At 75.1% G+C, this 23,666-nt stretch carries 23 protein-coding genes; 8 read left to right on the forward strand and 15 right to left on the reverse strand.

Going from position 1 to position 23,666, the window contains the following annotated elements; translation table 11 throughout:
• Positions 1-229 precede the first annotated feature (229 nt).
• From AB0B02_RS10885 to AB0B02_RS10910, 6 genes are all read right to left on the reverse strand, one after another.
• On the reverse strand, positions 230-1,252 hold the full coding sequence (locus AB0B02_RS10885) for a histidinol-phosphate transaminase (RefSeq protein WP_357299255.1): 1,023 nt from the start codon (positions 1,250-1,252) through the stop codon (positions 230-232).
• Entirely contained in the window at positions 1,249-2,526 is a 1,278-nt protein-coding gene (locus AB0B02_RS10890) for an NAD(P)/FAD-dependent oxidoreductase (protein ID WP_281942310.1), read from the reverse strand. The genes AB0B02_RS10885 and AB0B02_RS10890 overlap by 4 nt, the downstream gene beginning before the upstream one ends.
• Positions 2,523-4,223 (reverse strand): prenyltransferase/squalene oxidase repeat-containing protein, encoded by a 1,701-nt coding sequence (locus AB0B02_RS10895; RefSeq protein ID WP_357299258.1) that lies wholly within the window; start codon positions 4,221-4,223, stop codon positions 2,523-2,525. The genes AB0B02_RS10890 and AB0B02_RS10895 overlap by 4 nt, the downstream gene beginning before the upstream one ends.
• A complete protein-coding gene (locus tag AB0B02_RS10900) occupies positions 4,220-5,248 on the reverse strand; it encodes a UbiA family prenyltransferase (RefSeq protein WP_281942314.1) in 1,029 nt (342 codons plus the stop codon). Before AB0B02_RS10900 ends, AB0B02_RS10895 begins: the two co-directional genes overlap by 4 nt.
• Positions 5,245-6,264, reverse strand: a complete 1,020-nt coding sequence (locus AB0B02_RS10905; RefSeq protein WP_357299262.1) for a polyprenyl synthetase family protein — start codon at positions 6,262-6,264, stop codon at positions 5,245-5,247. The genes AB0B02_RS10900 and AB0B02_RS10905 overlap by 4 nt, the downstream gene beginning before the upstream one ends.
• A 209-nt stretch (positions 6,265-6,473) precedes the next feature.
• A complete protein-coding gene (locus tag AB0B02_RS10910) occupies positions 6,474-7,496 on the reverse strand; it encodes a methyltransferase (protein ID WP_357299265.1) in 1,023 nt (340 codons plus the stop codon).
• A 159-nt stretch (positions 7,497-7,655) separates the two neighbouring features.
• Between AB0B02_RS10910 and AB0B02_RS10915 the strand changes: the two genes are divergently transcribed.
• Complete coding sequence (locus AB0B02_RS10915) at positions 7,656-8,519, forward strand: TauD/TfdA family dioxygenase (RefSeq protein WP_281942320.1); 864 nt, start codon at positions 7,656-7,658, stop codon at positions 8,517-8,519.
• 9 nt (positions 8,520-8,528) lie between these two features.
• Here AB0B02_RS10915 and AB0B02_RS10920 read toward each other — a convergent pair whose 3' ends face one another.
• On the reverse strand, positions 8,529-9,722 hold the full coding sequence (locus tag AB0B02_RS10920) for a cytochrome P450 (protein WP_281942322.1): 1,194 nt from the start codon (positions 9,720-9,722) through the stop codon (positions 8,529-8,531).
• A 144-nt stretch (positions 9,723-9,866) separates the two neighbouring features.
• Here AB0B02_RS10920 and AB0B02_RS10925 point away from each other — a divergent pair, with 144 nt between their 5' ends.
• A complete protein-coding gene (locus tag AB0B02_RS10925) occupies positions 9,867-11,048 on the forward strand; it encodes a nucleotide disphospho-sugar-binding domain-containing protein (protein WP_357299271.1) in 1,182 nt (393 codons plus the stop codon).
• A 22-nt stretch (positions 11,049-11,070) separates the two neighbouring features.
• Entirely contained in the window at positions 11,071-12,273 is a 1,203-nt protein-coding gene (locus AB0B02_RS10930; RefSeq protein WP_281942327.1) for a cytochrome P450, read from the forward strand.
• Positions 12,274-12,288: 15 nt separating this feature from the next.
• Here the strand turns inward: AB0B02_RS10930 and AB0B02_RS10935 are convergent, their stop codons facing one another.
• Positions 12,289-13,701: a condensation domain-containing protein gene (locus tag AB0B02_RS10935; RefSeq protein WP_357299276.1), complete on the reverse strand. Its 1,413-nt coding sequence runs from the start codon at positions 13,699-13,701 to the stop codon at positions 12,289-12,291.
• A 65-nt stretch (positions 13,702-13,766) separates the two neighbouring features.
• Between AB0B02_RS10935 and AB0B02_RS10940 the strand changes: the two genes are divergently transcribed.
• Genes AB0B02_RS10940 through AB0B02_RS10950 form a run of 3 tightly spaced genes read left to right on the forward strand, consistent with a single transcriptional unit; the run spans position 13,767 to position 16,092 of the window.
• Positions 13,767-14,492, forward strand: coding sequence for a 4'-phosphopantetheinyl transferase superfamily protein (locus AB0B02_RS10940; protein WP_357299279.1), 726 nt, complete (start codon positions 13,767-13,769; stop codon positions 14,490-14,492).
• Entirely contained in the window at positions 14,486-14,767 is a 282-nt protein-coding gene (locus AB0B02_RS10945; protein ID WP_281942333.1) for a phosphopantetheine-binding protein, read from the forward strand. Before AB0B02_RS10940 ends, AB0B02_RS10945 begins: the two co-directional genes overlap by 7 nt.
• Complete coding sequence (locus tag AB0B02_RS10950; protein WP_281942335.1) at positions 14,764-16,092, forward strand: glycosyltransferase; 1,329 nt, start codon at positions 14,764-14,766, stop codon at positions 16,090-16,092. The genes AB0B02_RS10945 and AB0B02_RS10950 overlap by 4 nt, the downstream gene beginning before the upstream one ends.
• Positions 16,093-16,198: 106 nt before the next feature.
• Here the strand turns inward: AB0B02_RS10950 and AB0B02_RS10955 are convergent, their stop codons facing one another.
• The 4 genes from AB0B02_RS10955 to AB0B02_RS10970 form a co-directional block, all read right to left on the reverse strand.
• The gene (locus AB0B02_RS10955) at positions 16,199-17,443 is read right to left on the reverse strand and encodes a beta-ketoacyl-[acyl-carrier-protein] synthase family protein (protein ID WP_357299603.1); all 1,245 of its coding nucleotides are present in this window, start codon (positions 17,441-17,443) and stop codon (positions 16,199-16,201) included.
• Positions 17,440-17,700: an acyl carrier protein gene (locus tag AB0B02_RS10960; protein ID WP_107155127.1), complete on the reverse strand. Its 261-nt coding sequence runs from the start codon at positions 17,698-17,700 to the stop codon at positions 17,440-17,442. Before AB0B02_RS10960 ends, AB0B02_RS10955 begins: the two co-directional genes overlap by 4 nt.
• Positions 17,701-17,739: 39 nt before the next feature.
• Positions 17,740-19,020, reverse strand: a complete 1,281-nt coding sequence (locus tag AB0B02_RS10965) for a cytochrome P450 (RefSeq protein ID WP_357299284.1) — start codon at positions 19,018-19,020, stop codon at positions 17,740-17,742.
• A 94-nt stretch (positions 19,021-19,114) separates the two neighbouring features.
• Positions 19,115-19,909: an endonuclease/exonuclease/phosphatase family protein gene (locus AB0B02_RS10970; protein WP_357299287.1), complete on the reverse strand. Its 795-nt coding sequence runs from the start codon at positions 19,907-19,909 to the stop codon at positions 19,115-19,117.
• 222 nt (positions 19,910-20,131) lie between these two features.
• On the opposite strand from AB0B02_RS10970, the gene AB0B02_RS10975 reads away from it, so the two are divergent.
• Both AB0B02_RS10975 and AB0B02_RS10980 read left to right on the forward strand, forming a co-directional pair.
• On the forward strand, positions 20,132-20,473 hold the full coding sequence (locus tag AB0B02_RS10975) for a hypothetical protein (protein ID WP_281942342.1): 342 nt from the start codon (positions 20,132-20,134) through the stop codon (positions 20,471-20,473).
• Positions 20,473-21,012, forward strand: a complete 540-nt coding sequence (locus tag AB0B02_RS10980; protein WP_281942344.1) for an adenylate kinase — start codon at positions 20,473-20,475, stop codon at positions 21,010-21,012. Before AB0B02_RS10975 ends, AB0B02_RS10980 begins: the two co-directional genes overlap by 1 nt.
• Positions 21,013-21,049: 37 nt before the next feature.
• Here AB0B02_RS10980 and AB0B02_RS10985 read toward each other — a convergent pair whose 3' ends face one another.
• The 3 genes from AB0B02_RS10985 to AB0B02_RS10995 are packed head-to-tail and all read right to left on the reverse strand — an operon-like array spanning position 21,050 to position 23,553.
• Positions 21,050-21,991: an acyltransferase domain-containing protein gene (locus tag AB0B02_RS10985; RefSeq protein ID WP_281942346.1), complete on the reverse strand. Its 942-nt coding sequence runs from the start codon at positions 21,989-21,991 to the stop codon at positions 21,050-21,052.
• Positions 21,992-22,044: 53 nt separating this feature from the next.
• Positions 22,045-22,215, reverse strand: a complete 171-nt coding sequence (locus AB0B02_RS10990) for a hypothetical protein (RefSeq protein WP_357299291.1) — start codon at positions 22,213-22,215, stop codon at positions 22,045-22,047.
• Between the two features lie 54 nt (positions 22,216-22,269).
• Positions 22,270-23,553 (reverse strand): multidrug effflux MFS transporter, encoded by a 1,284-nt coding sequence (locus tag AB0B02_RS10995; RefSeq protein ID WP_281942349.1) that lies wholly within the window; start codon positions 23,551-23,553, stop codon positions 22,270-22,272.
• Between the last annotated feature and the right edge of the window lie 113 nt (positions 23,554-23,666).

Raw genomic sequence — 23,666 nt, forward strand, 5'->3', positions numbered from 1 at the left:
CGGGGTTCGGTGCCCGGACCTGCATGTCTCGGGAGACAGCATGATCGAGAGAGAATCACCCAGGTCGGAGTGGGTGCCGGAGCTGGCGAAGCTGGTCATCCGGCGGCATTGGATCCTGGGTTACTGCCATCGGTGCCACGACCGGACGGACGCTGTCCGTCCCTGCGCTGGGCACGCGCCCGCCTCACGGCGCGGCGATCGGCGGGCGACGCCCGGTCTCCACGCTGACTCAGAACCCCTCGTCGAGCGCCGCCCGGACGAACGCGCAGAGCCGGTCGTTGGCCTCGTCCGCGCCGACCGTGATCCGGACACCGGCGCCGGGCAGCGCCATCACCAGGATGCCGGCCGCCCGGGCCCGGTCGGCGAACGGCGCCGCCCGCTCCCCCAGCGGCAGCCACACGAAGTTGGCCTCGCTGGGCGCCACGGTGAGCCCCAGGCCCCGCAACGCGTCGATCAGGCCGGCGCGCGCCGTCACCAGGTCCGCGCACCGCCGGGTCAGCTCCGGCGTGACCTCCGGCGCCAGGCTCGCCACGGCCGCCGCCTGGGCGAGCGCGTTGGGGAAGAACACCGCCCCGGTCAGCGCCGCCGCCGGGAGCAGCCGGGGCGGCACCACGGCGTAGCCGACGCGCAGCGCGGCCAGCCCGTACGCCTTGGAGAAGGTGCGCAGCACGCAGACGTTGTCGTACGCCCGGAACAGCTCCATCCCGTCCGGCGCGTCCGGGTCGGTGACGAACTCCCGGTACGCCTCGTCCACGATGACCGGGACGTCGGCCGGGATCCGGTCGAGGAACGCGCGCACCTCGGCGCGGCGCAGCGCCGTCCCGGTCGGGTTGTTGGGGTGGCAGAGCAGCACGCAGCGGGTCCGGTCGGTCACCGCGTCCGCCATCGCGGGCAGGTCGTGGTCGTAGCCGTCCAGCGGCACCGGCACCGCGGTCGCACCGGCGTTGCGGACGATCAGCGGGTAGCCCTCGAACGACAGCGCCGCGTGGACGACCTCCGGCCGGGGGCCCAGCGACTGCACCAGGTGCTGGCACAGCCCGGCCGAGCCGGGACCGACCACTATCGACTCCGGTCCCACCGCCAGCCGGGCGGCCAGCGCGGCCACCAGCGCCGACGAGGTGCGGTCCGGGTACCGCTGGAGGGTCGCGGCGCCGTCGGCGACGATCCGCCGGATGCCCGGCAGCGGCGGGTACGGCGTCTCGTTCATCGACAGGTCGACCGGCGGCGTGTCGACGGCGGTGGCAGGGGTCATGATCGCTCGCTTCTTGACGGGGCCGGCGGGGACGGGACGCGGGCGTGCCGGTCGGTGAGCAGCCCGAGCTGGTAGAGCCGGTCGACGAGGGAGAGCGGCCGGACGTCCGTGCCGGAGAGGTTGCCGGCGGTGAGCCCGAGCAGCCTCGGGTTGGCGGCGGTGCGGCGCATCATCCGTACGCCGAGCAGTTTCGGCAGCCCGGAGACGCTGGTGATCATGCGGGAGGCGTTGTGGCTGACGGTCGCGACGTGGTCGAGGCGGGGCCGGCGCGCGGCCTCGAAGGCCCGCAGCGCCCGGTCGACGGACGCCGGCGCCGGCGTGCCGCCCTCGGCCGCCAGGCTGGCCGCGAGCGTCTCCGCGTCGCCCAGGGAGCTGTTCACGCCCTGCGCGGCCATCGGGTGCACCGCGTGCGCCGCCTCGCCGACCAGCGCCAGGCCGGGCACGGCCAGGCGGTCGGTGCGCAACCGGTAGACCGCGAGGAGTTGGCGGCGGTGCAGGCTGGCCCGGATCGCGGCGCCGATCGGCCGGACCGCCGGCACGTCGGCGAGCAGCCGGTCGCACCAGGCGCCCAGGTCGGCCCGGCCCCGGAACTCGTCCCCCGTCACCTGGACGTAGAGCCGGCACCGCCCGCCCGGCAGCGGGTAGACCAGGCACAGGCCGCGCCCGGTCCGGTACGCCGTCACCTCGTCGGCCACCTCGGCGTCGGCCACGTCGAACGCGACCAGGCCGTGCGGGTACTCGCGGCGTTCGACAGTCACGCCGGCCGCCCGCCGCAGCGGGGAGGACATGCCGTCCGCGGCGACCACCAGCGCCGCCGGAACGTCCTGCTCGCCCCCGTCGCCGGCGACCCGGACGCCGGTGACCCGCCCGTCGTCGGCACGCAGCGGGCCGGTCACCCGCCGGCCCCACCGGACCTCCACGGTGGCGGGCAGCCCGTCGGCGAGCACGCCGCGCAGGTCGCCGTAGTCGGCGCAGAGGATCTCCCGGTACCCGCCCGGCAGGCCGGCGTAGTCGAGGCAGAGCAGCGGCCCACCGTCCGGGTCCCGGATGGCCAGCCGCCCGACCGGGCGGGCGCCGGTGGCGCGCAGGGCGTCGAGGACCCCCCACGAGTCGAGGATGCGGACGGTCTCGGGCTGGAGGATCTCGCCCTTGGCGATCGACGCGGGGGTGCGCTGGCGGTCGAGCACGAGCACCCGCAGCCCGAGCGCGCCCAGCGCGCGGGCGCTCGCCAGGCCGCCGGCGCCGGCGCCCACCACCACGACGTCCGCGCTCATCGGGCCACCGCGCCGGGCGCGACGTCCGGCCGTCCGGCGGTGGCCCGGCGGTACTCGCCCAGCGCGCGCAACGCGACCGCCTGGGTGATCACCGCGTTGGGGTAGCGCATGTGGTGGCGGATGTAGTTGCACACCCGGGCCGCCGGCCACCCGCCGTCCGGGCCGGCCGCCGCCACCAGCCAGGCGACGCCGCGCTCGACGGCGACGTCGACGTCGGGATCGCCGGTGGCGAGCAGGCCCTGGACGGCCCACGACGTCTCCTCGACCGTGCCGGGCGTGCCGTCGCCCGGGCCCCACGAGCCGTCCGGCAACTGCGTCCCGCGCAGCCACCGGACCGCGCCTCGCACCACCTCGTGCCGGGCGTGGCCGACCCGCGACAGCGCGCCCACCACCACGGCCGTGCCGGAGGTGTGGTCGCGGTACCAGAGGTTCTCGAACGTGCCGTCGGGCGCCGCCCGGGTCAGCAGCCAGGCCGCCGCCCGGACGATCGCCGGGTGGTCGTCGGGATGGCCGGCCTCGTGCAGGGCGAGGATCGCCTGGCTGGTGATGGCCGGGCAGGGACCGTCGTTGGCGAGTTGCGTGTCGCGGACCCACAGGCTCCACGAGCCGCGGCTGTCCTGGCGGTCCACCAGCCAGGCCAGCCCGGTACGCAGCACCGGGTCGGCGGCGGCGTCCGGATAGCCGGCGAGCGCCGACAGGATCTCGGCGGACTCCAGCGTCACCGGCCAGCCGCCCACGTTGGAGTAGCTCCACCCGCCCGGCGGCACGTCAAGCACCTCGAACGCGGTGGGCTTCTGGGTGGCGTGGAAGACGTCGCGGGTGGCCCGCAGCCGCGGGTCGGCGGCGTACCCGGCGGCGGCCAGGCCGGTCACCGCGTACCCGGAGCGGGTCAGGTCCAGGTTCGTCACGGCGTCCCAGGCGCCGTCGGGGCGGACCGCCCGCCGCAGCCAGCCGACCACGGCCGCGGCGATGTCCGGCGCCTCGCCGCTGCGAGCCAGCCCGAGCAGCACCAGCGCGGCGGGCCACGGGTCCTCGCTCAACGCGCCGGTGCGGCCCTCGTGGTCGAAGATGGCGCGCAGCAGGCGGACCGCCACCGGGCGGGCCCGGCGCAGCGTGGCCCGGCGCAGGCGGCCGGCCGGCAGCAGGTCGGCCTGCATCAGGGCGAGACCGACGAAGGGCGCGGTGCGGAACGACAGCCGCCGGCGGCGGACCCGGTCGAACAGCACGATCTCCAGCGGCAGCCGGCGCAGCGGACCGGCCTCGGCGGTCATCCCGGCCATCACGAGCAGTTGGCGGCAGAGCAGCGAGATGGCCCGGTCGGTGACCGCGTCGACGCCGCCCATCCCGGCCAGCCGGGCCCGGCCGGCGGCGATCGCCTCGGCGCTGGCCGACGGGGCGCTCAGCGCCAGCGCCGCGACCGCGACCGCGGTCGGGACGACCTCGCTCTCCGCGCCCACCACGCCGCCCCAGCCGCCGTCGTCGTGCTGCTGCCGGCGCAGCCAGCCGGTGCCGGCGTCGACCAGGTCGGCGCTGCCCACCGGGTCGGCGGCGTGCAGCGCGGCCACCGCGCCGGCGGTGCCCAGCACCGAGGCGGGCGGGTCGTCGCCGAAGACGCCGTCGGGGCGTCGGCGGCGCAGCAGCGCCTCGGCGCCGGCGGTGATCGCTCGCCCCACGGCCTCGGCGGTGACAGCGGTCATGGCGCGTCCTCCAGGGACATTCGACGGGGGGTGGCCAGGGCCAGGTCGGCGGGGGCCGGCCCCAGTTCGTGCCGGGCGCGCATGCCGCGCTGCGCCCACCAGGTCAGCGCCACCATCGGCAGCGCGAGCACGAGTTGCACCGCGACGCCGAGGCCGAGCCCCACCACGGCCGAGGCCAGCACGACCCGCTCGACGACCAGCACGGAGTGGGCGCGCAGCGCCACCATGACGGGCATGTCGGTGTGGTGCGCCAGCAACGGCCTCAACGCGGCGAGGCCCACGACGCCGACGACGAGCAGGGTCGCCAGGTAGCCGGCCCGCCCGCTCCGGTCGGCCAGCAGGCCGGCGGTGAGGGCCGCGCCGAGCGTGCCGGCGTAGAGCGCCAGCACGGTCCGGACCGCGAACGGGACACCGCGCCCGACCGGCAGCGTCCGGTAGCCGCCCGCGCGGTCGCCGTCGATGTCCCGCAGCGCCCCGACGAGGTTGGACATGGCGTCGTGCGCCCAGAACGCGACGGTCAGCGCCAGCAGGACGGGCAGGACCGGGGACGGGTCCGCCGGCAGCCCGACGGCGAGCGCGCCGTAGAGCAGCGCGACCGCGCCGAGCCCGCCGCGCACCAGGTTGCCGGCGAACCCGCGGGCCTTGAACCAGCGGCTGTAGGCGACGATGCCGCAGCCGGCCAGCAACGCCGCCGTCGTGGTGCCCCAGCCGCCGGCCACGGCGAGGACCGCGAGGACCGCGAAGCAGGCAAAGCCGCACCCCAACGCGGTACGCGCGCCCAGCCGGCTGGACGGGATCGGCCGGTGCGGCTTGCTGCCGGCGTCCAGCTCCCGGTCGAACCAGTCACCGAGGTAGTGGCCGCCGAGCCAGCCGGCGGTGGGCGCCGCCCAGGCCGACAGGAGCCGCCACGGATGGTGGGCTCCGTCGACCACCGCCGCCCCGCCGAGACCCACCAGCCCGACGTACCAGAGCGTGTAGGGCCGCCAGGTCTCCACGTGCGCCCGCAGCGCCCGGGCGGCCCTCACGCCATCTCGCTCGTCATCCAACGCGCGATGCTGGCCAGCACGTCCGCGCTCGCGGAGGGGGCGAGCACGGCCAGTTCGGCCCGGGCCCGCTCGGCGTGCTCCGCCATCCGCCGACGCGCGCCCTCCACCGCGTCGACGTCGCGGAGCAGGGCGGTGACCCACTCGACGTCGCCGGGGCCGGCGCCGCGCCGGTGCAGCACCGCCATCAGCTCGACGCGGTCCGTGTCGGTGGCCGCGTCGTACGCCAGCAGCAGCGGCAGGGTCGGTCGGCCGTTGTTGAGGTCACTGGTCGCCGGTTTCCCGGTCTGCTCCGGGGTGGCGACGTAGGACAGCAGGTCGTCGCGGATCTGGAACGCCGTGCCGAGGTGCTCGCCGTAGCGGGCCAGCGCGGACGCCACGTCCGGCTCCGCGCCGCCGAGCAGGGCGCCGATGTGGCACGCGGCGCGGAACAGGGAGCCGGTCTTGAGGCGGATCATCTCCGCGTACCACCGGGCGCCCTCGTCCAGGTCGCCGACGAGTTGGGCCTCGACGGCCTGGCCCCGGCACAGGTCCTGTCCCGCCTCGGCCAACACGGCGACCGCGGCGACGACGTGGCCGGGCGGGACCGCGCCGCCACCGTCCACGATGGCCTGGAACGCCTGGAAGATGAGGTGGTCGCCGGTCACGATGGCGTTCGGGATGCCGAACGCGACCGGGACCGCCGGCCGGCCGCGGCGCATCGTGTCGGCGTCGATGATGTCGTCGTGCACGAGCGTCGCGACGTGCAGATACTCCATGCCGAGCGCAGCGGCGAGCACGTCCCGGGGCGAGCCGCCCACCGCCTGGGCGGCGTGCAGCGTCATCATCGGGCGGAGCAGCTTGCCGGCGGGCAGCAGCGCGTACCGGGCGATCGCGGCGGGCTGCTCGGTCGTCTCCGGCCACCGCCGGAGGAGTTCGGCGCGCAGCAGCCGTCCCGATTCGCTTCGGGCCAGGTCGTCGATGAAGGGCGGATATCTCGTGAAGCCAGCAACCGTCATGACGCGTCGACCCTTTCACGAAGGCTCGGCTAGTCGCCACGCGAGACGTTACCGGCCGGAACTCCCGCGAACAACCATTGATAAATGTGCCGATTCATGGGTGGAGGCGAATACGATGACGATATTCTTCGGCAAATTGGACGATGCGCAGTCAAATCGTCGACGGCCCGGCGCACCGGTGGGTAAGGGACGTGTGGCGGCTCGACCGGTCAGGCGGGCGCGAACTCCATCAGCGTGAGCCCGTCGGGGCCGTGCCAGGTGCGCCGGGGCGCCAGACCCGCGGCGGCGGCCAGCGCGGCGTGCTCGGCCGCGCTCCGCTCGCGGCCGCCCACCAGCACCAGCATCCGCAGGTCGTACGGGGACAGGTGCGGCACGTGCGGCACGGTCGGGAGCACCTCGATGACCAGCACCCGACCGGTGTCGCCGGCCGCCTCCGCGCAGCGGCGCAGGATCGCCGTCGCGTGGTCGTCGCTCCAGTCGGTCAGCGCGCGGGACACCACGTAGACGTCCGCGCCGGTCGGCAGCGGGGCGAAGAAGTCCCCGACCACGCCCGTGGCCCGGTCGGTGAGGCCGTGCTCGGCGAACGTCGCGACGGCGGTCGCCACCGGCTCGCCGCGGTCGACGAGCGTGCCGCGCAGGTGCGGGTGGGCGCTGAGCAGTTCCCGCAGCAGCCCGCCGGAGCCCCCGGCGACGTCGACCACGTGCGTCACCTCGGCCCAGGGGTAACGCGTCGCCACCTCGGGCGCGGTGAACCGCTGCTGGCTGAGCATCAGCGCGTCGAAGTAGGCGCGGTGGTCCGGGTGGGCGTCGAGGTCGGCCCAGAAGTCCCGGCCGTGCACCGACCCGTAGCCGGGCCGGCCGGTGCGGATCGCGTGCGGCAACCCGGCGAAGGCCAGGTCCATCCGCGCGCCGAGACCGCCGAGGTCCAGGTCGGCGCCGTGCCCGCCGCCGTTGCGGTTGCAGAGCAGCTCACCCACGTCGGTGAGGGCGAAGACGTCCGGTGACACCTCGACGAACACGCCCCGGTGGGTCAGGTAGCGCAGCAGCCGGCCGAGCGCGCCCGGGTCCGCGTCGCACGCCGCGGCCAACGCGTCCAGGCTCGTGACGCCGGCCGCGATCCGGTCCGGCACGCGGAGGGTCACCGCCGTGCGTACCGCGAACGGGGTCGCCAGATCGGTGAGCCGGTCGAGCCGCGCGGCCGCGTCCCGGTCCACGTTCGCATCGATCGCCACGAGTCTCCCCTCCCCCACCGACGGGCCCGGATCATGACCCGCGGCCCCGAATGATCCCAAGCCGGCCTCCGGCGCGTCAACGACGACGCTGGTGAGGACATTCACGATCGTGGAAGAATGTGGCGACGGGGCCGTCGCGCGCAGACCGGAGGACCATCGATGACCACTTCCACCGCCGTCGACGTGCGGCTCGTCGCCGGAGCCCTGGGCGCGCAGATCCGCGGCATCGACCTCAACACGCTCACCGACGCCGGTTTCGCGCTGGTCCACGACCTCCTGCTGAAGCACCAGGTGGTGTTCCTGGCCGACCAGACCGGGCTGACCCCCGAGGCGCACGTCGCGTTCGGCCGCCGCTTCGGCGAGGTCGAGCTGCACCCCTACCTGCCCCGGCTGGAGGGGCACCCGGAGATCGTGGTCATCGACTCCACCGACGGCGGCAAGGTCGACGTCTGGCACACCGACATGACGTTCCACCAGAGCCCGCCGATCGCGTCGATCCTGCACCTGACCGAGCTGCCGGAGGTCGGCGGCGACACCATGTGGACCAACCAGTGCCGGGTCTACGAGGCGCTCTCCGCGCCGCTGCGCGACCTGCTCGACGGGCTCACCGCCATCCACGTCATCCGGATCGGCACCGAGTTCACCAGCCGCGCGGAGCACCCGGTGGTGCGCGTCCACCCGGAGACCGGGCGTCGCTCGCTGTACGTCAACCGGCTCTTCACCTCGCACATCCCGCAACTGACCCGCACCGAGAGCGACGCGCTGCTGGAGCACCTGTTCCGGTTCTCCGAGAGCCCGCAGTTCACCTGCCGGTACCGCTGGCGGGTCGGCGACGTCGCGGTGTGGGACAACCGGGTCACCCAGCACTACGCGATCAACGACTACGACGGTCTCCGGCGCGGGCAGCGCATCACCGTGCTCGGCGACCACCCGGCCGGCGACCCGCCCCGGTGGGAGCACTACGCCCCGGCGCCGGGCGAGCGCTACTGGCCGGACCGGGTCAACGCGGTGGAGAGCTACTGACCGCGTCGCTCACCAGGTGACCGGGAACGACGCGATGCCGCCGTTCATCCGGTCGTGCCGCCACGGGATGTCCTCGACCGGCACCGCCGGCGCCAGCTCCGGCATCCGGTCGAGCAGCACCCCGAGGGAGAGTTCCACCTGCATCCGGCCCAGCGCCGTGCCGAGGCAGAAGTGCGGCCCGAAGCCGAAGGTCAGGTGCGGCACGGTGGGCGTCCGGTCGATGTCGAAGACGTTCGGGTTCCGGAAGTGCCGGGGATCGCGGTTGCCGGCCCAGGGCAGCGCCATCACGCACTCCCCGGCCCGCATCGCGACGCCGCCGAGGACCAGGTCCTCGCGCACCACCTGGACCCGGAACATGCTGCTCACCGACGTGTAGCGGAGAATCTCGTCGGTCGCGGCGGACAGCTTCTCCGGGGCCGCGCGCAGCTTCGCCAACTGCTCCGGGTGCTGGAACAACGCGCGCAGGCCGGCACTCGTGGAGTTGATCTCCAGGCCGCCGAGCAGCACCCCCATCGCCAGCTCGACCAGCTCGGCGTCGACCAGCTCGTGCGCGTCCTGGCCGCGTACCCACGCCGAGAGCAGGTCGTCGCCGGGCGCCGCCCGTTTCCCGGCGAGCTGCCCGGCCAGGTAGGCCCGCAGCTCGGCCTGCGCGTCGGCGGCGCCGGCGGAGCCGTACGCGGTGATCGAGTTGAGGCCGGAGATCCAGTCGTAGAAGCGGGGGCGGTCGGCGACCGGCACGCCGAGCACGTCGCACACCACGTGCACCGGCAACGGCGCCACCAGCCCCGCCACCAGGTCGGCCGGGCGGGGACCGGCGAGCATGGCGTCGACCAGACCGTCCACCAGCCGTCGTACCCGGGGCCGGAACGTGTCCATCCGGCGCGCGGTGAACGCGCGGCTCGCCACCCGGCGCACCACCGCGTGCGCCGGACCGTCCATGTTCAGCTCCCGCGGGCCGGTGGCGCCCGACGCCTCGGTCGCGCCCAGCGGCAGCCGGGAGAACCGGGCGTCGGCCAGCACCGTGCAGCAGTGCTCGTAGCTGAGCACCAGCCAGGCGGCCCGGCCGTCGGGCAGCCGCACCCGGCTGACCGGGTCGCTGACCACCATGTCGAGCAGCTCGGCGGGCAGATCGCCGGTGAACGGCTCGAACGGATAGGCGCGCGGGCCGGAATTGACGGCCACGTCGAGGTCCACGTCGGACATCGGGTAAGACTCCAACACACGTTAGTCCGGCGTCAATATCTGTTGACGGTGGCGGCGACCTTCCGCGTACGGACGTCCATCGCCTAGCATCTGTGGTCCGGAGCTGCCGTTTCACGTGCGGATTGGTCGGATTTGACTGCGCCTTTGCGAATTCTGATGTCGACGTGGGGCTGGCGGTCGCATTTCTACAGCCTGGTCCCGCTCGGTTGGGCGCTCCAGGCGGCCGGGCACGAGGTGCGGGTGGCCAGCCATCCCTCGCTGGTCGCGGCGATCACCTCGGCCGGGCTCGCGGCGGTGCCGCTGGGCGAGGACGTCGACTTCGCCGAGGCGTTCGCGGGACGGATCGGCGCGGTGGGCGACCTGGACCGGCCCGGGGCCCAGCCGGCGGACCGCCTGGAACCCGCGATCACCGCCGACGGCGGCGTGGTCCGGTTCGCCGACGCCCTGCTCGACGACCTGGTCGCGTTCGGCCGGGCCTGGCAACCGGACGTCCTGGTCTGGGAGCCGTTCAACCTGGCCGCGCCGGTGGCCGCCGCCGCGCTGGGCGTGCCAGGCGTGCTGAACCTGTGGGGGCCGGACTCCTCGGTGACGCTCCGGCTGGACCCGGAGTCGGTGCTCGGGCCGCTCGCCGCCCGGTTCGGGCTCGCCGCCGCCGACGTGTCGCCGCACGGCGACCTGACGCTCGACCCGGCGCCGCCGCCGCTCCAGGCGCCGACCGCCCGCCCGGGGCGGCCGGTGCGCTTCGTGCCGTACAACGGCACGGCCGTGCTGCCGCCCTGGCTGCACCGGCCGGCGGCCCGGCCGCGGGTCTGCGTCACGACCGGCACCATGATGGCCGGTGTCGGGCTGCACGACCGGCTGGACCTGACCCGGGTGATCCGGTCGGTGGCCGAGTTGGACGCCGAGGTCGTCGTGGTGGTCGAACCCCGGCAGCAGCGCGGCCTGGGCCCGCTGCCGGCGAACGTCCGGCTGGCCGACGCGCCGCTGGCGATCCGGCTGGTGCTGCCGACCTGCGCCGCGCTGGTCCAGCAGGGCGGGGCCGGCACCACCATGACCGCGCTCACGTACGGCGTGCCGCAGCTCATCCTGCCGCAGGTCAGCGACCAGCACTTCAATGGCGAACGGCTGGCCGCGACCGGCGCCGGCACCTGGTTGGCGCCCGAGCACGCCGGCGGCGCGACGCTGCGGGACGCCGTCGGCGAGCTGATCGGCGACGGTCCGGCGCGGACGGCCGCCGCGTCGATGCGGGACCGGATCCGCGCGCTGCCCAGCCCCGCCGAGGTGGTGCCGGTCCTGACCGACCTCGCCCGGCGTACCCGGACCTGACCAGCCGCCAGAGGAGTCGCAGATGACGCAGCCGCAGCCCGTTCCGTACCCGCTCGCCCCGGCTCCCACGATCTACCACCCGTCACCGGACTACACCCGGTTGCGGGAGACCTGCCCGGTGGCCCGCGTCGAGCTGCCCGACGGGGCGTCGGCGTACCTCGCCACCCGGCACGCCGACGTCCGCCGGGTGTTCACCGACCACCGGTTCAGCCGGGCCGCCGCGGCCGGGCCGAACCGGCCGACCCGCGAACTCGGCTCGCTCGCCGAGGACTCGCTCATCGGCATGGACCCGCCCCGGCACACCACGATGCGCCGGGCGGTGTCGCACGCGTTCACCGTGCGCCGGGTGGAGGAGCTGCGCCCGACGGTGGCGGCGCTGGTGGCCGACATGATCGACCGGATGGAGGCGGCGGGCCGCCCGGCCGACCTGATCACCCACCTCTCCGCGCCGCTGCCGATCTACGTGATCAGCAAGCTGTTCGGCATCCCGGAACGCGACCAGGAGCGGGTCCGGGAGTGGTCCGACGCGCTTGTCGGCGACTGGGACGCCGACCCGGCGGCCCCGCAGGCGGCGCTGGACGCGTTCCAGGAAATGATCACCGAGCGCCGGCGACGGCCCGGCGACGACCTGATGAGCGCGCTCATCGCCGCCTGGGACGCGCACGAGGACCTCACCGAACGGGAGCTGGTGTCGGTCACCGCCGGCATCTTCGTGGGCGGGCACGAGACCACCACCAACCAGCTCAACCTGTTCCTGCTGGTGCTGGCCCGCCACCCGGAGCAACTGGCCGGGCTGCGCGGCGACGACCCGGCCGCGGTCGCCCGCGCGGTCGAGGAGCTGTCCCGCTTCATCCAGCTCGGTGACAACGGCGTGCTGCTGCCCCGGGTGACCACCGAGGAGGTGGAGCTGGGCGGCGTACGCCTGCCGGCCGGCTCGGCGGTGATGCCGGCGATCGCGTCGGCCAACCGGGACGCCACGGTGTTCCCCGACGCGGACACGCTGGACCTGGCCCGCGCGCACAACCCGCACCTGGCGTTCGGCGCGGGCCCGCACCACTGTCTCGGCGCGGCGCTGGCCCGGATGGAACTCCAGGAGGCGCTCGGCGCGCTGCTGCGCCGGCTGCCCGGCCTGCGGCTCGCGGTCGACGAGTCGGAGCTGCGGTTCCGGCCGGGACTGGTGGTGCGCAGTCTGGAGTCGTTGCCGGTGACGTGGGACGACAGGTGACCGCCAGGCGACCGGTCAGCCGCCGACCGACCCGGGCGTGACCCGGGTCGGCGCCGCCGCGTCGAGCGCCGCCTCCACGGCGACCTCCTCCACGCCGCGCAGCAGGCGCTCCGCCTGCGCCTCGGTGAAACTCGCGAAGTCGAAGATCACCTGGAGGTGCACGGTCCCCGGCTGGTCCTCGACCGTTATGAACGCCTGCTCGGGAAGGTGGTCCAGCGGGCCGTCCCAGACCAGGAACGTCTCGGCGGCCCGGCGCCGGAACGTGTCCGCGGTCACCGGCTCGTCGCGGGCGTGGTCGTCGGCCGCCGCCCGGGTGGTCACCCGCCGGTCGTTGATCCGGCAGCTCACGCGCGCCGGGTAGCCGCGCTCCGCGTCCAGTCGGGCCTCGGTCTCGGCGAGCTGCGTCGGGTCGTAGTAGGCGTACATGCCGGCGGTCATCGAGGCCCGCCGGGCCCGGGACACCACCTCGTCCACAGTGGTGTCGGCGGTGTCGACGGTCAGCACGCCGTTCTGGCTGAGCGGGGCGATCGCCTCGGCGAAGCCCGGCCGGAACCGGTTGCCCACGATCAGCTTCGCGGTGAGCGGACTGACGCCGGTGGCCCGGCCGATCGCGACGGCGATGACCGCGAGCAGGACGCGCGAGGTGTCCGTCCGGGTCCGCCGGGCGACGGCACGCACCGCGAGGTACGCCGCGGGCGAGCTGAACCGGCCGTGCCAGTACCGGTGGCCCCGCCGACCGCCGCCGGGTCGGGGCGGGCCGAACGTCAGCGGCGGGACGGACCGCAGGTGCGACGCCCAGTGGCGGACGGCCCGGTCGCTGACCCGCCGCAGCGGCGGCGTCTCCTCCCGCCGCCCGAGGTCGAGGATCTGCACGGTGCGCGGGTCGTGGCCATGGCGGACGGCCGGCCCGACCAGCCCGAGGTCCGCCAGGAGCAGCGACGTGGCGGTCCCGTCCACCACCAGGTGGTCGAAGGTCAGCACCCGGTGCACCGGCGCGCCCCGGTGCCGGACCACCGCCATCCGCACCGACCAGTCCCGGTACAGGTCGTAGGGGGCCAGCAGGCGGGCGTGCCCGAGCTGGTAGGCGAACGTCGCCACGTCGGCCGGGTCGGCGTCGTCCGGCACGTCCACCACGTCGAGCACCGTCTCCCCGGCGGCGGACACGACCTGGCACGGCCCGCCCCGGTCGTCGGCGCCGAGCCGCATCCGCAACGCCGGGTGCCGGGCCAGCAGGTCGGCCAGCTCCGCCGCCATCTGCTCGACCGTGACGCCGGCCGGCACCGGATGGGCGCCGCTGACGTTGTGCGTCCACCCGGTCTCCCGCATGTCCTCAAGGATCGCCTTCTGACCCCAGGTCAGCGGCGCGGTCCCGGCCCCGGGGCCGGCGAACGGGACGGGGATCCGCACCTCGGCCGTCTGCGCGATCACCGGGCTATCAGAGCAACGCGCATCGGCACGTGTCAACGTCCGGACGGACCGTTACGCTGCCGTCCATGCCGGACCGCGTACGCGTCTGCGTCATCGCCGCCGACGGCTCGCCGGACGAGCTGGCCCGGTGCCGGGCGGTGCTCGACCGCGACGAGCGGGCCCGCGCCGCCGCGCTCGGCACACCCTGGCTTCGGGACCGGTTCACCGTCGCGCACGGCGCGCTGCGCGTCCTGGCCGGGCACGCGGTGGGCGTCCCGCCGTCCGCGCTCGTCTGGCGGCGGGGCCGGCACGGCAAGCCGACGTCGGACGGGCCGCACAGCAGCCTGTCGTACTCCGGCTCGCTGGTCGCGGTGGCGATCAGCCGGGACCGCCCGGTCGGGGTGGACATCGAGCACCTGCCGCCGGGCCGGGACCCGGTCGGACTGGCCGCGCGGTTCTTCCACCCGGCGGAGGCCCGGCACGTCGCCGCCGGGGCCGACGCCGGGGAGCGGGCGCGGCGGTTCACCCGGCTGTGGGTCCGCAAGGAGGCGGTGGTCAAGGCGGCCGGGGGCCGGCTCTGGCCCAACCTGGCGGTGGCGGTCCACCCCGACGACGTGGTCCAGTGCGTCGAGCCGGCCGGCGCGTACCGGGTCGCCGACCTGGTCACGCCGGCCGGGTACCGGGGGGCGGTCGCGTCGCCCGGCGACGCGCCGTACACGGTCGAGTTCCACCCGTTGACACTCGCCGATGTGCTTTGCTCTGATGGGTCCATGCTGGAGCGCATGATCGACCCGCCGGCACCCCGGTGCTAGAACACGACACGTCGACCACGTCGCCGCAGCGCGACCAGGTGGTCGAGAGCCTCACGGCGTTGCTGGGCCGCATGCTCAGGCCGGCCGCCCCGGTCACCGAGCGAACCCAGCTGATGGACGACCTCGGCCTCAGCTCGTCGCTCGCCCTGGAGCTGCTGCTGGAGCTGGAGGACGAGCTGGAGATCCAGATCGACGTGGAGGATCTGGACGAGGACCGGATGACCACCCTCGGCGACCTGGCGGACTACATCACCGCCAACTCCACGCCCCGTTGAGCACGGCGAACGGGCGGCAGCCGGCCCTGAGCGTGGTGGTGCCCGCGCACAACAACGGCTCCGCCCTCGACGCGACGCTGCACTCGCTCACCCGGCAGACCCTGCCGCGCGACGACTTCGAGGTGATCGTCGGCGACGACGGCTCCACAGTCGCGCTGGGCCCGGTCGTGGACCGCTACCGCGACCGGCTGGCCGTCGAGTACGTGCGCAGCGACACCAACCGGGGGCGCAGCGCCAACCGCAACGCGGCGGCGGCACGCGCCCGGGCCGACACGTTGATGTTCCTGGACGCCGACACGGTGGCGCACCCCGGGTTGCTGGCCCGGCACCGGGACTTCCACGCCGGCCGGGCCGGCCGGCCCGGGGTCCTGCTCGGCCAGCGCTACGACCTGGACTGGGCCGGCACGGACGCGCTGCGTCGGGGCGAGCCGATCGTCCCGGCGATGCTGGACGCCGAGCGCGGCGACCCGCGCCTGGAGGACATCGCCCACCCGCAGCGGATGCGCGACTTCCCGAGCGCGCCCTGGGTGCTCGGGCTGACCCACAACGCGTCGGTCGACCGCCCGTCGTTCCGGCGGGTCGGCGGGTTCGACGAGGCCATGGTGAAGTGGGGCTTCGAGGACCTCGACTTCTTCTACCGGGTCTTCCACCTGCACGGCGCGCCGCCCGAGCTGTTCCACCTCGACGTCGACGCGTGCTCGTACCACCTGCCCCACTTCCGGCGGACCACCAACGGGCTCGCCTCGATGGACAACATGAAGTACATGTTGCGCAAGCACCTGCGCTACGACATCGAGGTGCTGTACGCGATCAACACGTTCGGCCGGCACCTGGGCCGCATCCGCCTCTACCGGGACGCGATCGACGCGTACCGGCGGGCCGGGCTGGGCCGGCCGGCCGTGCTGCCCGCCACGCTCCGGGAGGAGCTGGCCACCAGCCGGGCGTTGCTGATCGGCCACGGCGTGTCCACGGTGGACGTCGGCGCCGGGTCGCACACGTTCGACCACTCGGCGCCGCCCGGCGACACGAACTCGCACCTGCTGGGCACCGTGCTCCAGCAGTTCCGGACCGGCGCGCTGGACGTGATCGTCAACGTCGACCTGTGGCGCTGTCTGCTCCCCGAGGACCTGCCGGCGTTCCTGACCCGGGGGCTGCTCAAGGCCGACCGGATCGAGTTGGTCGCCAGCCACGTCGACGTGGACCAGCGGGCGCTGCTCCCGGTGCCGCTCGTCGCGGACCTCGACTACCTGGTCGACATGCTGAACCCACACTTCGCCCTGACGGTGACGACGCACGACGCCGCCACCCAGATCACCGTCCGCTGACGCCGTCCACCCCTCCCCCTGCCCCGCGCGCACTTGCCCGGAAAGCGTGGCCATCACGAGCGGAACGGCCACGCTTTCCGTGCATCTGCGTGGGGTGGGGGTGGGGTCAAGGGGTGGTGGGGTGGGTCAGGACGAGGCTGACGTTGTGGCCGCCGAAGCCGAACGAGTTCGACAGCACCGCGTCCACCGCGACCGCGCGGGGCTGCTTGCGGATGTGGTCGACGTCGCCGGCCGGGTCCGGGTCGTCGAGGTTGTGCGTGGGCGGCAGCAGGCCGCGCCGGAGCGCCTCGACGCCGACGGCCGCCTCGATCACACCGGAGACGCCGAGCAGGTGCCCGGTCACGCCCTTGGTCGAACTCAGCGGCGGCGGGTGCGCGCCGTAGACGTCGCGGAGCGCGGCCAGTTCGGCGGCGTCGCCGGCCTTCGTGCTGGTGCCGTGCGCGTTGACGTACCCGATGTCGTCGAGGCCCAGGCCGGCGTCGCGGACGGCCATCCGCATGCAGTGCGCCGCGCCGGAGCCGTCGGGCCGGGGCGTGGTCGGATGGTACGCGTCGTTCGTGGCGCCCCAGCCGAGCACGTCGGCGTGGCGGCGGGCGCCCCGCGCGGCGGCGTGCGCGGCGCGTTCCAGCACCAGCACGCCGGCGCCCTCGCCGAGCACGAGGCCGTTGCGACGGCGGTCGAACGGCCGGCTCGCGGCGGTCGGGTCGGCCCAGCCCCGGGCCAACGCCCGGGCGTTGCCGAACGCGTCGGCGAACGTGGGGAACAGCGGCGCCTCGGCGCACCCGCACAGCACCACGTCCGCCTCGCCGGCGCGCAGGATGCGCAGCGCCTCCCCGACCGACTGGGCGCCGGCCGCGCACGCCGTGCCGACCGACGAGGTGTAGCCACGGATGCCGAACGTGATGGCGACCCGCGCCGCCGCCATGTTCGGCAGTGTGCCGGGCAGCATGTAGGGGCTGACGCCGAAGCGGCCCCGCTCGGCCCGCCGCAGCACCTGGTCGGCCAGTGTGGACAGCCCTCCGACGCCGGAGACGACGACCGCCACCCGGTACGGGTCGACGTCCCGACCGACCCGCAGGCCGGCGTCGGCCAACGCGTCCCCGGCGGCGCGCAGCGCCATGACGATCGACCGGTCCACGACGCGGGACTCCGGGCCGGGCAGCACGGAGGCCGGGTCGATCGGCGGGGCGATCGCCGCGACGTCGACCACGCCGTGCACCGGATGGCCCTCCGGCGGCCGGGACAGCCCGGACCGGCCGTCGCACACCGCGTCGAACACCTCGGCGGCGGTCGAGCCGACCGGGCTCACCAGCCCGATGCCGGTGATCGTCGCGCTCGGCCGCACGCTCAGTGCGCCGAGGCCGGCTGGATGCGCTGCGCCACCGTTCGGGAGAACTCGCCGAGCGTCATCATGGCGAGCATCTCGGCCTCGTCGTCGTCGAACGCCACGCCGAACCGGTCCTCCACGCGGACCGCCAGCTCGGCGAGGCCGAGCGAGTCCACGTCCAGACCGGCCGGCCCGAAGACGGTGTCGTCGTCGACGTCGTCCACGTCGTACTTCATCTCGGTCAGGGCGGCGAGCAGGAACGCGCGGATCTCATCGGTCATGGCCGGTGTGTCCTTTCCCCAGCGTGGCATCGACCTTACTCAATCGGGATGGTTTCGCAAGGTCCCGATCGGACGGTGGACCGCCGACCCCGGCGGCGTGAGACGCACCGGCAGGTGGTCGTACCCGCGCAGCATGAGCTGACGCCGCTCGCCGGGCTCGGCGGCGAGCGCCAGCGCCGGGAAGCGGTCCAGCAGGAGAGGCAGGACCAGCCGGCCCTCCGCCCGGGCGAGGGCCGCGCCGAAGCAGTGGTGCGGCCCGGCGCTGAACGCCAGGTGGCGGTTGTCCGCTCGGGCCGGATCGAACTCGTCCGGGTCGGGAAACCGGCGCGGGTCCCGGTTGGCGGCGCCGGTCAGCACCACCACGGTCCGACCGGCCGGCACCGGCAGCCCGGCGACCTCGGTGTCCGCCGCCGCGTACCGGAGCGCGAAGTGCACCGGCGGCTCGTACCGGAGGATCTCCTCGACGTACGCGGGGGCGAGCGACGGGTCGGCGCGCAGCGCGGCCCGCGCGTCCGGCCGCGCCACGAGCAGGACCAGGCCGTTGCCGAGCAGGTTCGCGGTGGTCCGGAACCCGGCGTTGTACATGATGATCAGGTTGGCCAGCAGCTCGTCGGCGGAGAGCTGGTCGGGGTCGCGGTCCCGGATCCGCACGAGCGCCGACACGAGGTCCCCGCGCGGCCGGTCCCGGCGCGCGGCCAGCAGTTCGGTGAAGTACGCGGTCAGCTCCGTCGCCGCGACGTTGGCGGCCCGCACCTCGCGCATCGATCGCCGGCCGATCTCCAGCACCGCGTCGAACGTGCGCACCCGGGACGGGAACCAGGCCCGGTCCCGCTCCGGCACGCCCAGCAGCTCGCCGACGACGTCGCTGGGCAGGGTGAGCGCGAACCCGCCCATGAAGTCGACCGGTCGGCCGTCCGCGCCGGCCGCGGCGAGCCGGTCGAGCAGGCGGTCGGCGATCCGCGTGATCGCCGGCTCCAGGGCGGCGACCCGGCGTGGGGTCAACGCCTGGCCGAACAGGCGCCGGACCCGGAGGTGGTCACCGGGCGCGGCGTTGAGCATCGACGTCTGGAGGATCCGGGTCACCGGGTGCTGGCGCCAGCGGGTGCCGGCCCGGTCCAGGAACTCCGCGCCGAGCACCCGGAAGACTGGGTCCCGCAGCACCCGGTGGACCGCCTGGTAGCCGTGGACGACCAGGGCGTGCGGTTCGCCGGGCCGGAAGGCGACCGCCTCCCCCATCCCGTGCAGCCTCGCGTAGAACGGGTAAGGGTCGCGTCTCACCTCCTCGCCGAGCAGGTCGTCGAGGGAGATGGAGACACCCATGGGCCGCTCCTCGGGACACCGGTGCGCCCGACCTTAGACGGGCCGCCACCGGGCTGTCCACGGTGTCCGGACACCCGGTGGCGCCGGCCGTCCGTCAGCGCGGGGGCCGGTCGACGGTCAGGGTGGCCACCAGCGCCGGATGGTCCGTCGTGCCGCGCATGTCCACCGCCCGGCGGCAGCAGATGGTGACGTCGGTCGTCGCCACGATCTGCTGCCGGGCGCCGTCGTCGACGCGGCGGTAGCCCGGCGGTACGCACGACCGCACGTCGGGCGCGCCGCCCGCGCGCAGGTTCAGGTCGCCGCCGAGCACGGTCGGGGCGTATCCGGCGTCGCGGCGGATCGCCGGCACCACGGTGGCGAGCAGCTGCGCGCACTGGGCCAGCGCGACGGCGCCGTCGGTGTTCGCCAGGTGCGTGGTGCAGGCGTGCAGCACGGCGGCGGCGTGGAGGCAGAGCCAGACCCGCTCCTCCGGGTCCGCGAGGTCCTGCGCCGGATAGGTGCCGCGGTGCGCGCCGACGCGGGCCCCCGGGCCGGCGAGGCGGGCCACCAGGCCGATCCCGTACGGCTGGCCGTTGACGCAGCGGGTCGCGGCGCGGCTGGGGCGGTCGCCGGCGGCCTGGAACGCGGGGACGACCCGGCCGCCCGGCCGGACCGCCGCGAGCGCGCGGGCCAGCGTGTCCACGTCGTCCCGGCAGATCTCGTTGAGGGTGACCACGTCGGGCCGTTCGGCGGCGATCACCTCGGCGGCCCGCCGCACGGAGCCGCCGGTGTAACAGCCGGCCCGGCCGCTGTTGCAGAGGTTCATCTGGAGCATCCGGACGGCGCCCGGCCCGCTGCCACCGGCGCTGGACGAGCCCGCGGGCAGCCCGGCCACGACGAGCAGGAACACGACGGCCAGCGCCCGGCGCAGCGGCCGGGCGACGCGGGGTGCGGACGACTCGGGCAGCGGAACTCCGGCGGGGTGGCGGTCTCGGCGGGGCGTGCGTGATCCTACGTGCGGCGTTCCGGCGCCACCCGGCCGCACCGCCGCCGGCCGGGTCGACGTGCGCGGGGTTTCCGGTGGTGCGGTGGGCGGGCATGAATGCCGGAACCGGTGGGAGGAGTGACGGCAATGCTCGTGGGTGGTTATCTGGGCGCGGTGCTCATCGGCGCCCTCATCGGGCTGCTCGGGCGGCTGGTGCTGCCGGGCCGGCAGCGGATCGGCGTCTTCGCCACGTTCGTCATCGGCGTCGGCGCGGCGGTGCTCGGCACCGTGGTCGCCCGCTGGGTCGGCATCGCCGACGACGCGCCGGTGCGGCTCTGGATCCTGCGGTGGGACTGGATCGTGCTCGCGCTACAGGTCGGCTTCGCGGTGGTCGGCGTCGCGGCGGCGAACGCGCTCACCTTCACCCGGCTCGCCGGCGGCGACGAGGAACACCGTCGGCGGAACGCCCGCGGCAAGGCCCGGAGCTGATGCCGGCGCCGGCCCGGATCCTGGTCTACGGCGTGTACGGCGCCGGCAAGTCCACAGTGGCGGCGCGGTTGGCCGAGCGGCTCGGGCTGCCCTGGTGCCCGGTCGACGACCTGCTGTGGCAGCCCGGCTGGGTCGAGGTGCCGGTCGCCGAGCAGCGCCGCCGGATCGAGGCGGTCTGCCGGGGCGACCGGTGGATCCTGGACGGCGCCTACCACGGGTGGCGGGACGTGGTGCTGGCCCGCGCCGACCTGGTGGTGGGCCTGGACTATCCGCGGGCGCTCTCCTTCTGGCGGTTGCTGCGGCGCACCGCCGGCCGCCTGGTCAGCGGCGAGGAGATCTGCAACGGCAACCGTGAGTCGCTGCGCAGCGTGCTGTCCCGGGACTCGATCCTGGTGTGGCACGTGGCCGCGTTCGGTCGGGCCCGGCGGCGGATGCGGGCCTGGCGGGCGGACCCGGCCGGCCCGCCGGTGCTGCTGTTCGGCAGTCCGGCGGCCCTGGACCGCTGGTTGGCCGAGCTGCCGTCGGCGTTGCCCCGCTGACCGGCCGGCACGACGGCAGCGTCGCCTCCGGTGTCGGTCAGAACGGGAGACGACCGCAGCGCCAGCGCCAGTGGCGCCCGGCGGCCAGGTGGTCGACGACCGCCCGCTGGAGCGCCGTGCGGCGCTCCAGCCGGTCCAGCGGCGTGCTCAGGGTGCGGAACACGAACCGCAGCACCTCGACGTCGGCGTCGATGCCGTCCGGCTCCTGGTAGGGCTCCAGCTCGAACCGGCGCTGGAACCGGACGATGTTGGAGTCCTCCGGCAGGTGTTCCCGTAGCTGGGGGTCGAGCAGCCAGGAGCCGCAGGAGAACTCCGTGTGGCGCTCGTCGGGGAAGTGGCGCGGAAAGAACGCCCGGGCCCGGTCGAGCGACGCGTCCACGGCCGCCGGGCTCAGCGGCCCCGCCTCGGGGATGTGCAGGCCGATGGTGTCGCCGCGCTGGTGCTGGAGTCGACCCAGCTCGTAGAGCCCGCCACGGGTGTGCAGCGTCAGCCAGCTCTGCATGACCGGCCAGCCCTCGCCGGCCATCCGCCTGTCGATCGCCAGGTTGCGGCCCAGGTCGGCGAGGGTCGCCCGGGTCACCGCGTCGTCGATGCCGTGGTCGCGGTGGTACGCGGTGACCACGTCGACCAGGGCCAGGTACGCGTACACGTAGAGGTGCCGCCAGGCCGGGCCCCGCTCGCGGGGCAGGGCCGGGCCGGGCGGCAGCCAGTCGTGGCCCCCGAGATCGGCGCGGACCAGGGCGATCGAGCGGTCGAGCAGCCAACGCAGCTCCGGGGTCCACAGTGGGGAGCCCGGGTCGGGCCAACCCGCCATGACCTCGGCGGCGTCGTCCGGGCGGACCCCGAGCCGGTCGAGGATCGACGGCGCGTCGGCCCGGTCCGGCAGCGGCGCCGACGGCCGGTCACCGGCGAGCCGGTGCACGCGCGCGAGGTCCTCGACCGGCACTCCGAGCCGGACGGCGGTGTCGTCCAGATCCACGCGGACGACCCTACCGACGGCGTGGTCGCCGCGACAGGCCGTGCCCGGGGCGCTCAGGCCGGCTCCGGCACGCCGCCGGGCTCCCCGTCGTCGGGCATCGGCTCGGTCGGCGCCTCCGGCAGGACGTCCGGCGTGTCCGGCAGCAACTCCCCCGGGTCGTCCGGCACGTCCTCGCGTGGATCGATCGGTGGGTACAGCGCGGGGTCGAGGTCGGGATTCCTCATCGGGCCAGTATCCGACGAGATCGCCCCGACCGCCCGGGACGGCGTCGGGTCCGGTCAGTGCACCGCCACGACCGCCGGCGCGGGCTCCAGGTCGGCGAGCCGGGCCGGTCGCACCACGACCAGCAGCACCGCCAGCGCCGCCACCATGCCGCCGGCCACCACCAGGGCCATCGCCAGCGCGCCGGTGCCCAGCACGCCCACCAGCGGCGCGGCCACCGCACCCACACCGAACTGCACGGCGCCCAGCAGCGCGGACGCGGTGCCGGCCGCCTCGCCGTGCCGGGACAGCGCCAGCGCTGGCGCGTTCGGCATCGCCAGGCCTGCCGCCGCCAGCACCAGCCACAACGACACCAGCAACGCGGGCAACCCGCCGACGTCGGTCGCGGCGAAGACCACCAGGGCCAGGCCGGCCAGCGTCCCCGCGGCCAGCGAGGCGACCAGGATCCGCTGCGGCGGGAAGCGGCGCAGCAGCCGGACGTTGTACTGGGTCGCCCCGATCAGGCCCACCGCGCCCGCGCCGAACGCCAGCCCGAACTGCTGCTCGTCGAGTCCGTACCCCTGTTGCAGCACGAACGACGAACCGGCCACGTACGCGAACAGCGCGGCCATGGCGAGGCCGGCCACCAGGACCAGGCCCACGAAGACGCGGTCGCGCAGCAGCGACCCGTACAGCGCCGCGGTCGCGACGACGCCGCCGCGGCGGCGCCGCGCGGGCGGCAGCGTCTCCGGCAGGCCGAGCGCGGCGACCACGACCAGCAGGACGCCGAAGGCGGCCAGCGCGACGAAGACGCCGGTCCAGTCCGTCCAGCGCAGCAGCCCGCCGCCGAGGGTCGGGGCGAGGATCGGCGCCGCCCCCATCACCAGCAGCAGCCGGGACAGCAGGGTGGCGAACGCCGCGCCGCTGAACAGGTCCCGGACCACGGCCATCGCGACCACCGCGGTGGCGGCGACCCCCAGGCCCTGCACCACCCGCAGCGCGCCGAGCACCGCGACGTTGGGCGCGACCACACAGAGCGACGACGCGACGACGTGCAGGACGAGCCCGGCGATCAGCGGGCGTCGCCGCCCGACGGCGTCCGAGAGCGGGCCGATCAGGAGCTGGCCGAGGGCCAGCCCGGCCAGGGTGCCGGTGAGCGTCAGCTGGACCGCCGCCGAGGTGGTCGCGAAGTCGTCGACGATCGCGGGCAGCGCCGGCAGGTACATGTCGATCGTCAGGGGTCCCACCGCGATCAGCGAACCGAGGACCAGCACGAGCCGGAGCCGCTGTCCGCGGCTCATCAGGTCACCGGGCGTCCGGGCACCGGGCGTCGACAGCTTGTCGGGACGGACATCGGTCATCGGGAAGCCTCCGCCCGGTCAGGGCGCGGCCGGGCGAGGTTCGGTGCGGTAGTCACACCTCGGTTCAAATGCGGTGGCGCCGACCTGATTCCCGGCTGGCCGAGAGGTAACGC

It is taken from the genome of Micromonospora sp. NPDC049240, from assembly GCF_040647835.1.
GTDB lineage: Bacteria > Actinomycetota > Actinomycetes > Mycobacteriales > Micromonosporaceae > Micromonospora.

What these genes read in the sequence shown, in the direction of transcription:
- AB0B02_RS10885 (WP_357299255.1), bottom strand. Translation starts at nt 1,252, where the DNA reads ATGACCCCTGCCACCGCCGTCGACACGCCGCCGGTCGACCTGTCGATG.
- AB0B02_RS10890 (WP_281942310.1), bottom strand. Translation starts at nt 2,526, where the DNA reads ATGAGCGCGGACGTCGTGGTGGTGGGCGCCGGCGCCGGCGGCCTGGCG.
- AB0B02_RS10895 (WP_357299258.1), bottom strand. Translation starts at nt 4,223, where the DNA reads ATGACCGCTGTCACCGCCGAGGCCGTGGGGCGAGCGATCACCGCCGGC.
- AB0B02_RS10905 (WP_357299262.1), bottom strand. Translation starts at nt 6,264, where the DNA reads ATGACGGTTGCTGGCTTCACGAGATATCCGCCCTTCATCGACGACCTG.
- AB0B02_RS10915 (WP_281942320.1), top strand. Translation starts at nt 7,656, where the DNA reads ATGACCACTTCCACCGCCGTCGACGTGCGGCTCGTCGCCGGAGCCCTG.
- AB0B02_RS10920 (WP_281942322.1), bottom strand. Translation starts at nt 9,722, where the DNA reads ATGTCCGACGTGGACCTCGACGTGGCCGTCAATTCCGGCCCGCGCGCC.
- AB0B02_RS10930 (WP_281942327.1), top strand. Translation starts at nt 11,071, where the DNA reads ATGACGCAGCCGCAGCCCGTTCCGTACCCGCTCGCCCCGGCTCCCACG.
- AB0B02_RS10940 (WP_357299279.1), top strand. Translation starts at nt 13,767, where the DNA reads ATGCCGGACCGCGTACGCGTCTGCGTCATCGCCGCCGACGGCTCGCCG.
- AB0B02_RS10960 (WP_107155127.1), bottom strand. Translation starts at nt 17,700, where the DNA reads ATGACCGATGAGATCCGCGCGTTCCTGCTCGCCGCCCTGACCGAGATG.
- AB0B02_RS10965 (WP_357299284.1), bottom strand. Translation starts at nt 19,020, where the DNA reads ATGGGTGTCTCCATCTCCCTCGACGACCTGCTCGGCGAGGAGGTGAGA.
- AB0B02_RS10975 (WP_281942342.1), top strand. Translation starts at nt 20,132, where the DNA reads ATGCTCGTGGGTGGTTATCTGGGCGCGGTGCTCATCGGCGCCCTCATC.
- AB0B02_RS10980 (WP_281942344.1), top strand. Translation starts at nt 20,473, where the DNA reads ATGCCGGCGCCGGCCCGGATCCTGGTCTACGGCGTGTACGGCGCCGGC.
- AB0B02_RS10990 (WP_357299291.1), bottom strand. Translation starts at nt 22,215, where the DNA reads ATGAGGAATCCCGACCTCGACCCCGCGCTGTACCCACCGATCGATCCA.
- AB0B02_RS10995 (WP_281942349.1), bottom strand. Translation starts at nt 23,553, where the DNA reads ATGACCGATGTCCGTCCCGACAAGCTGTCGACGCCCGGTGCCCGGACG.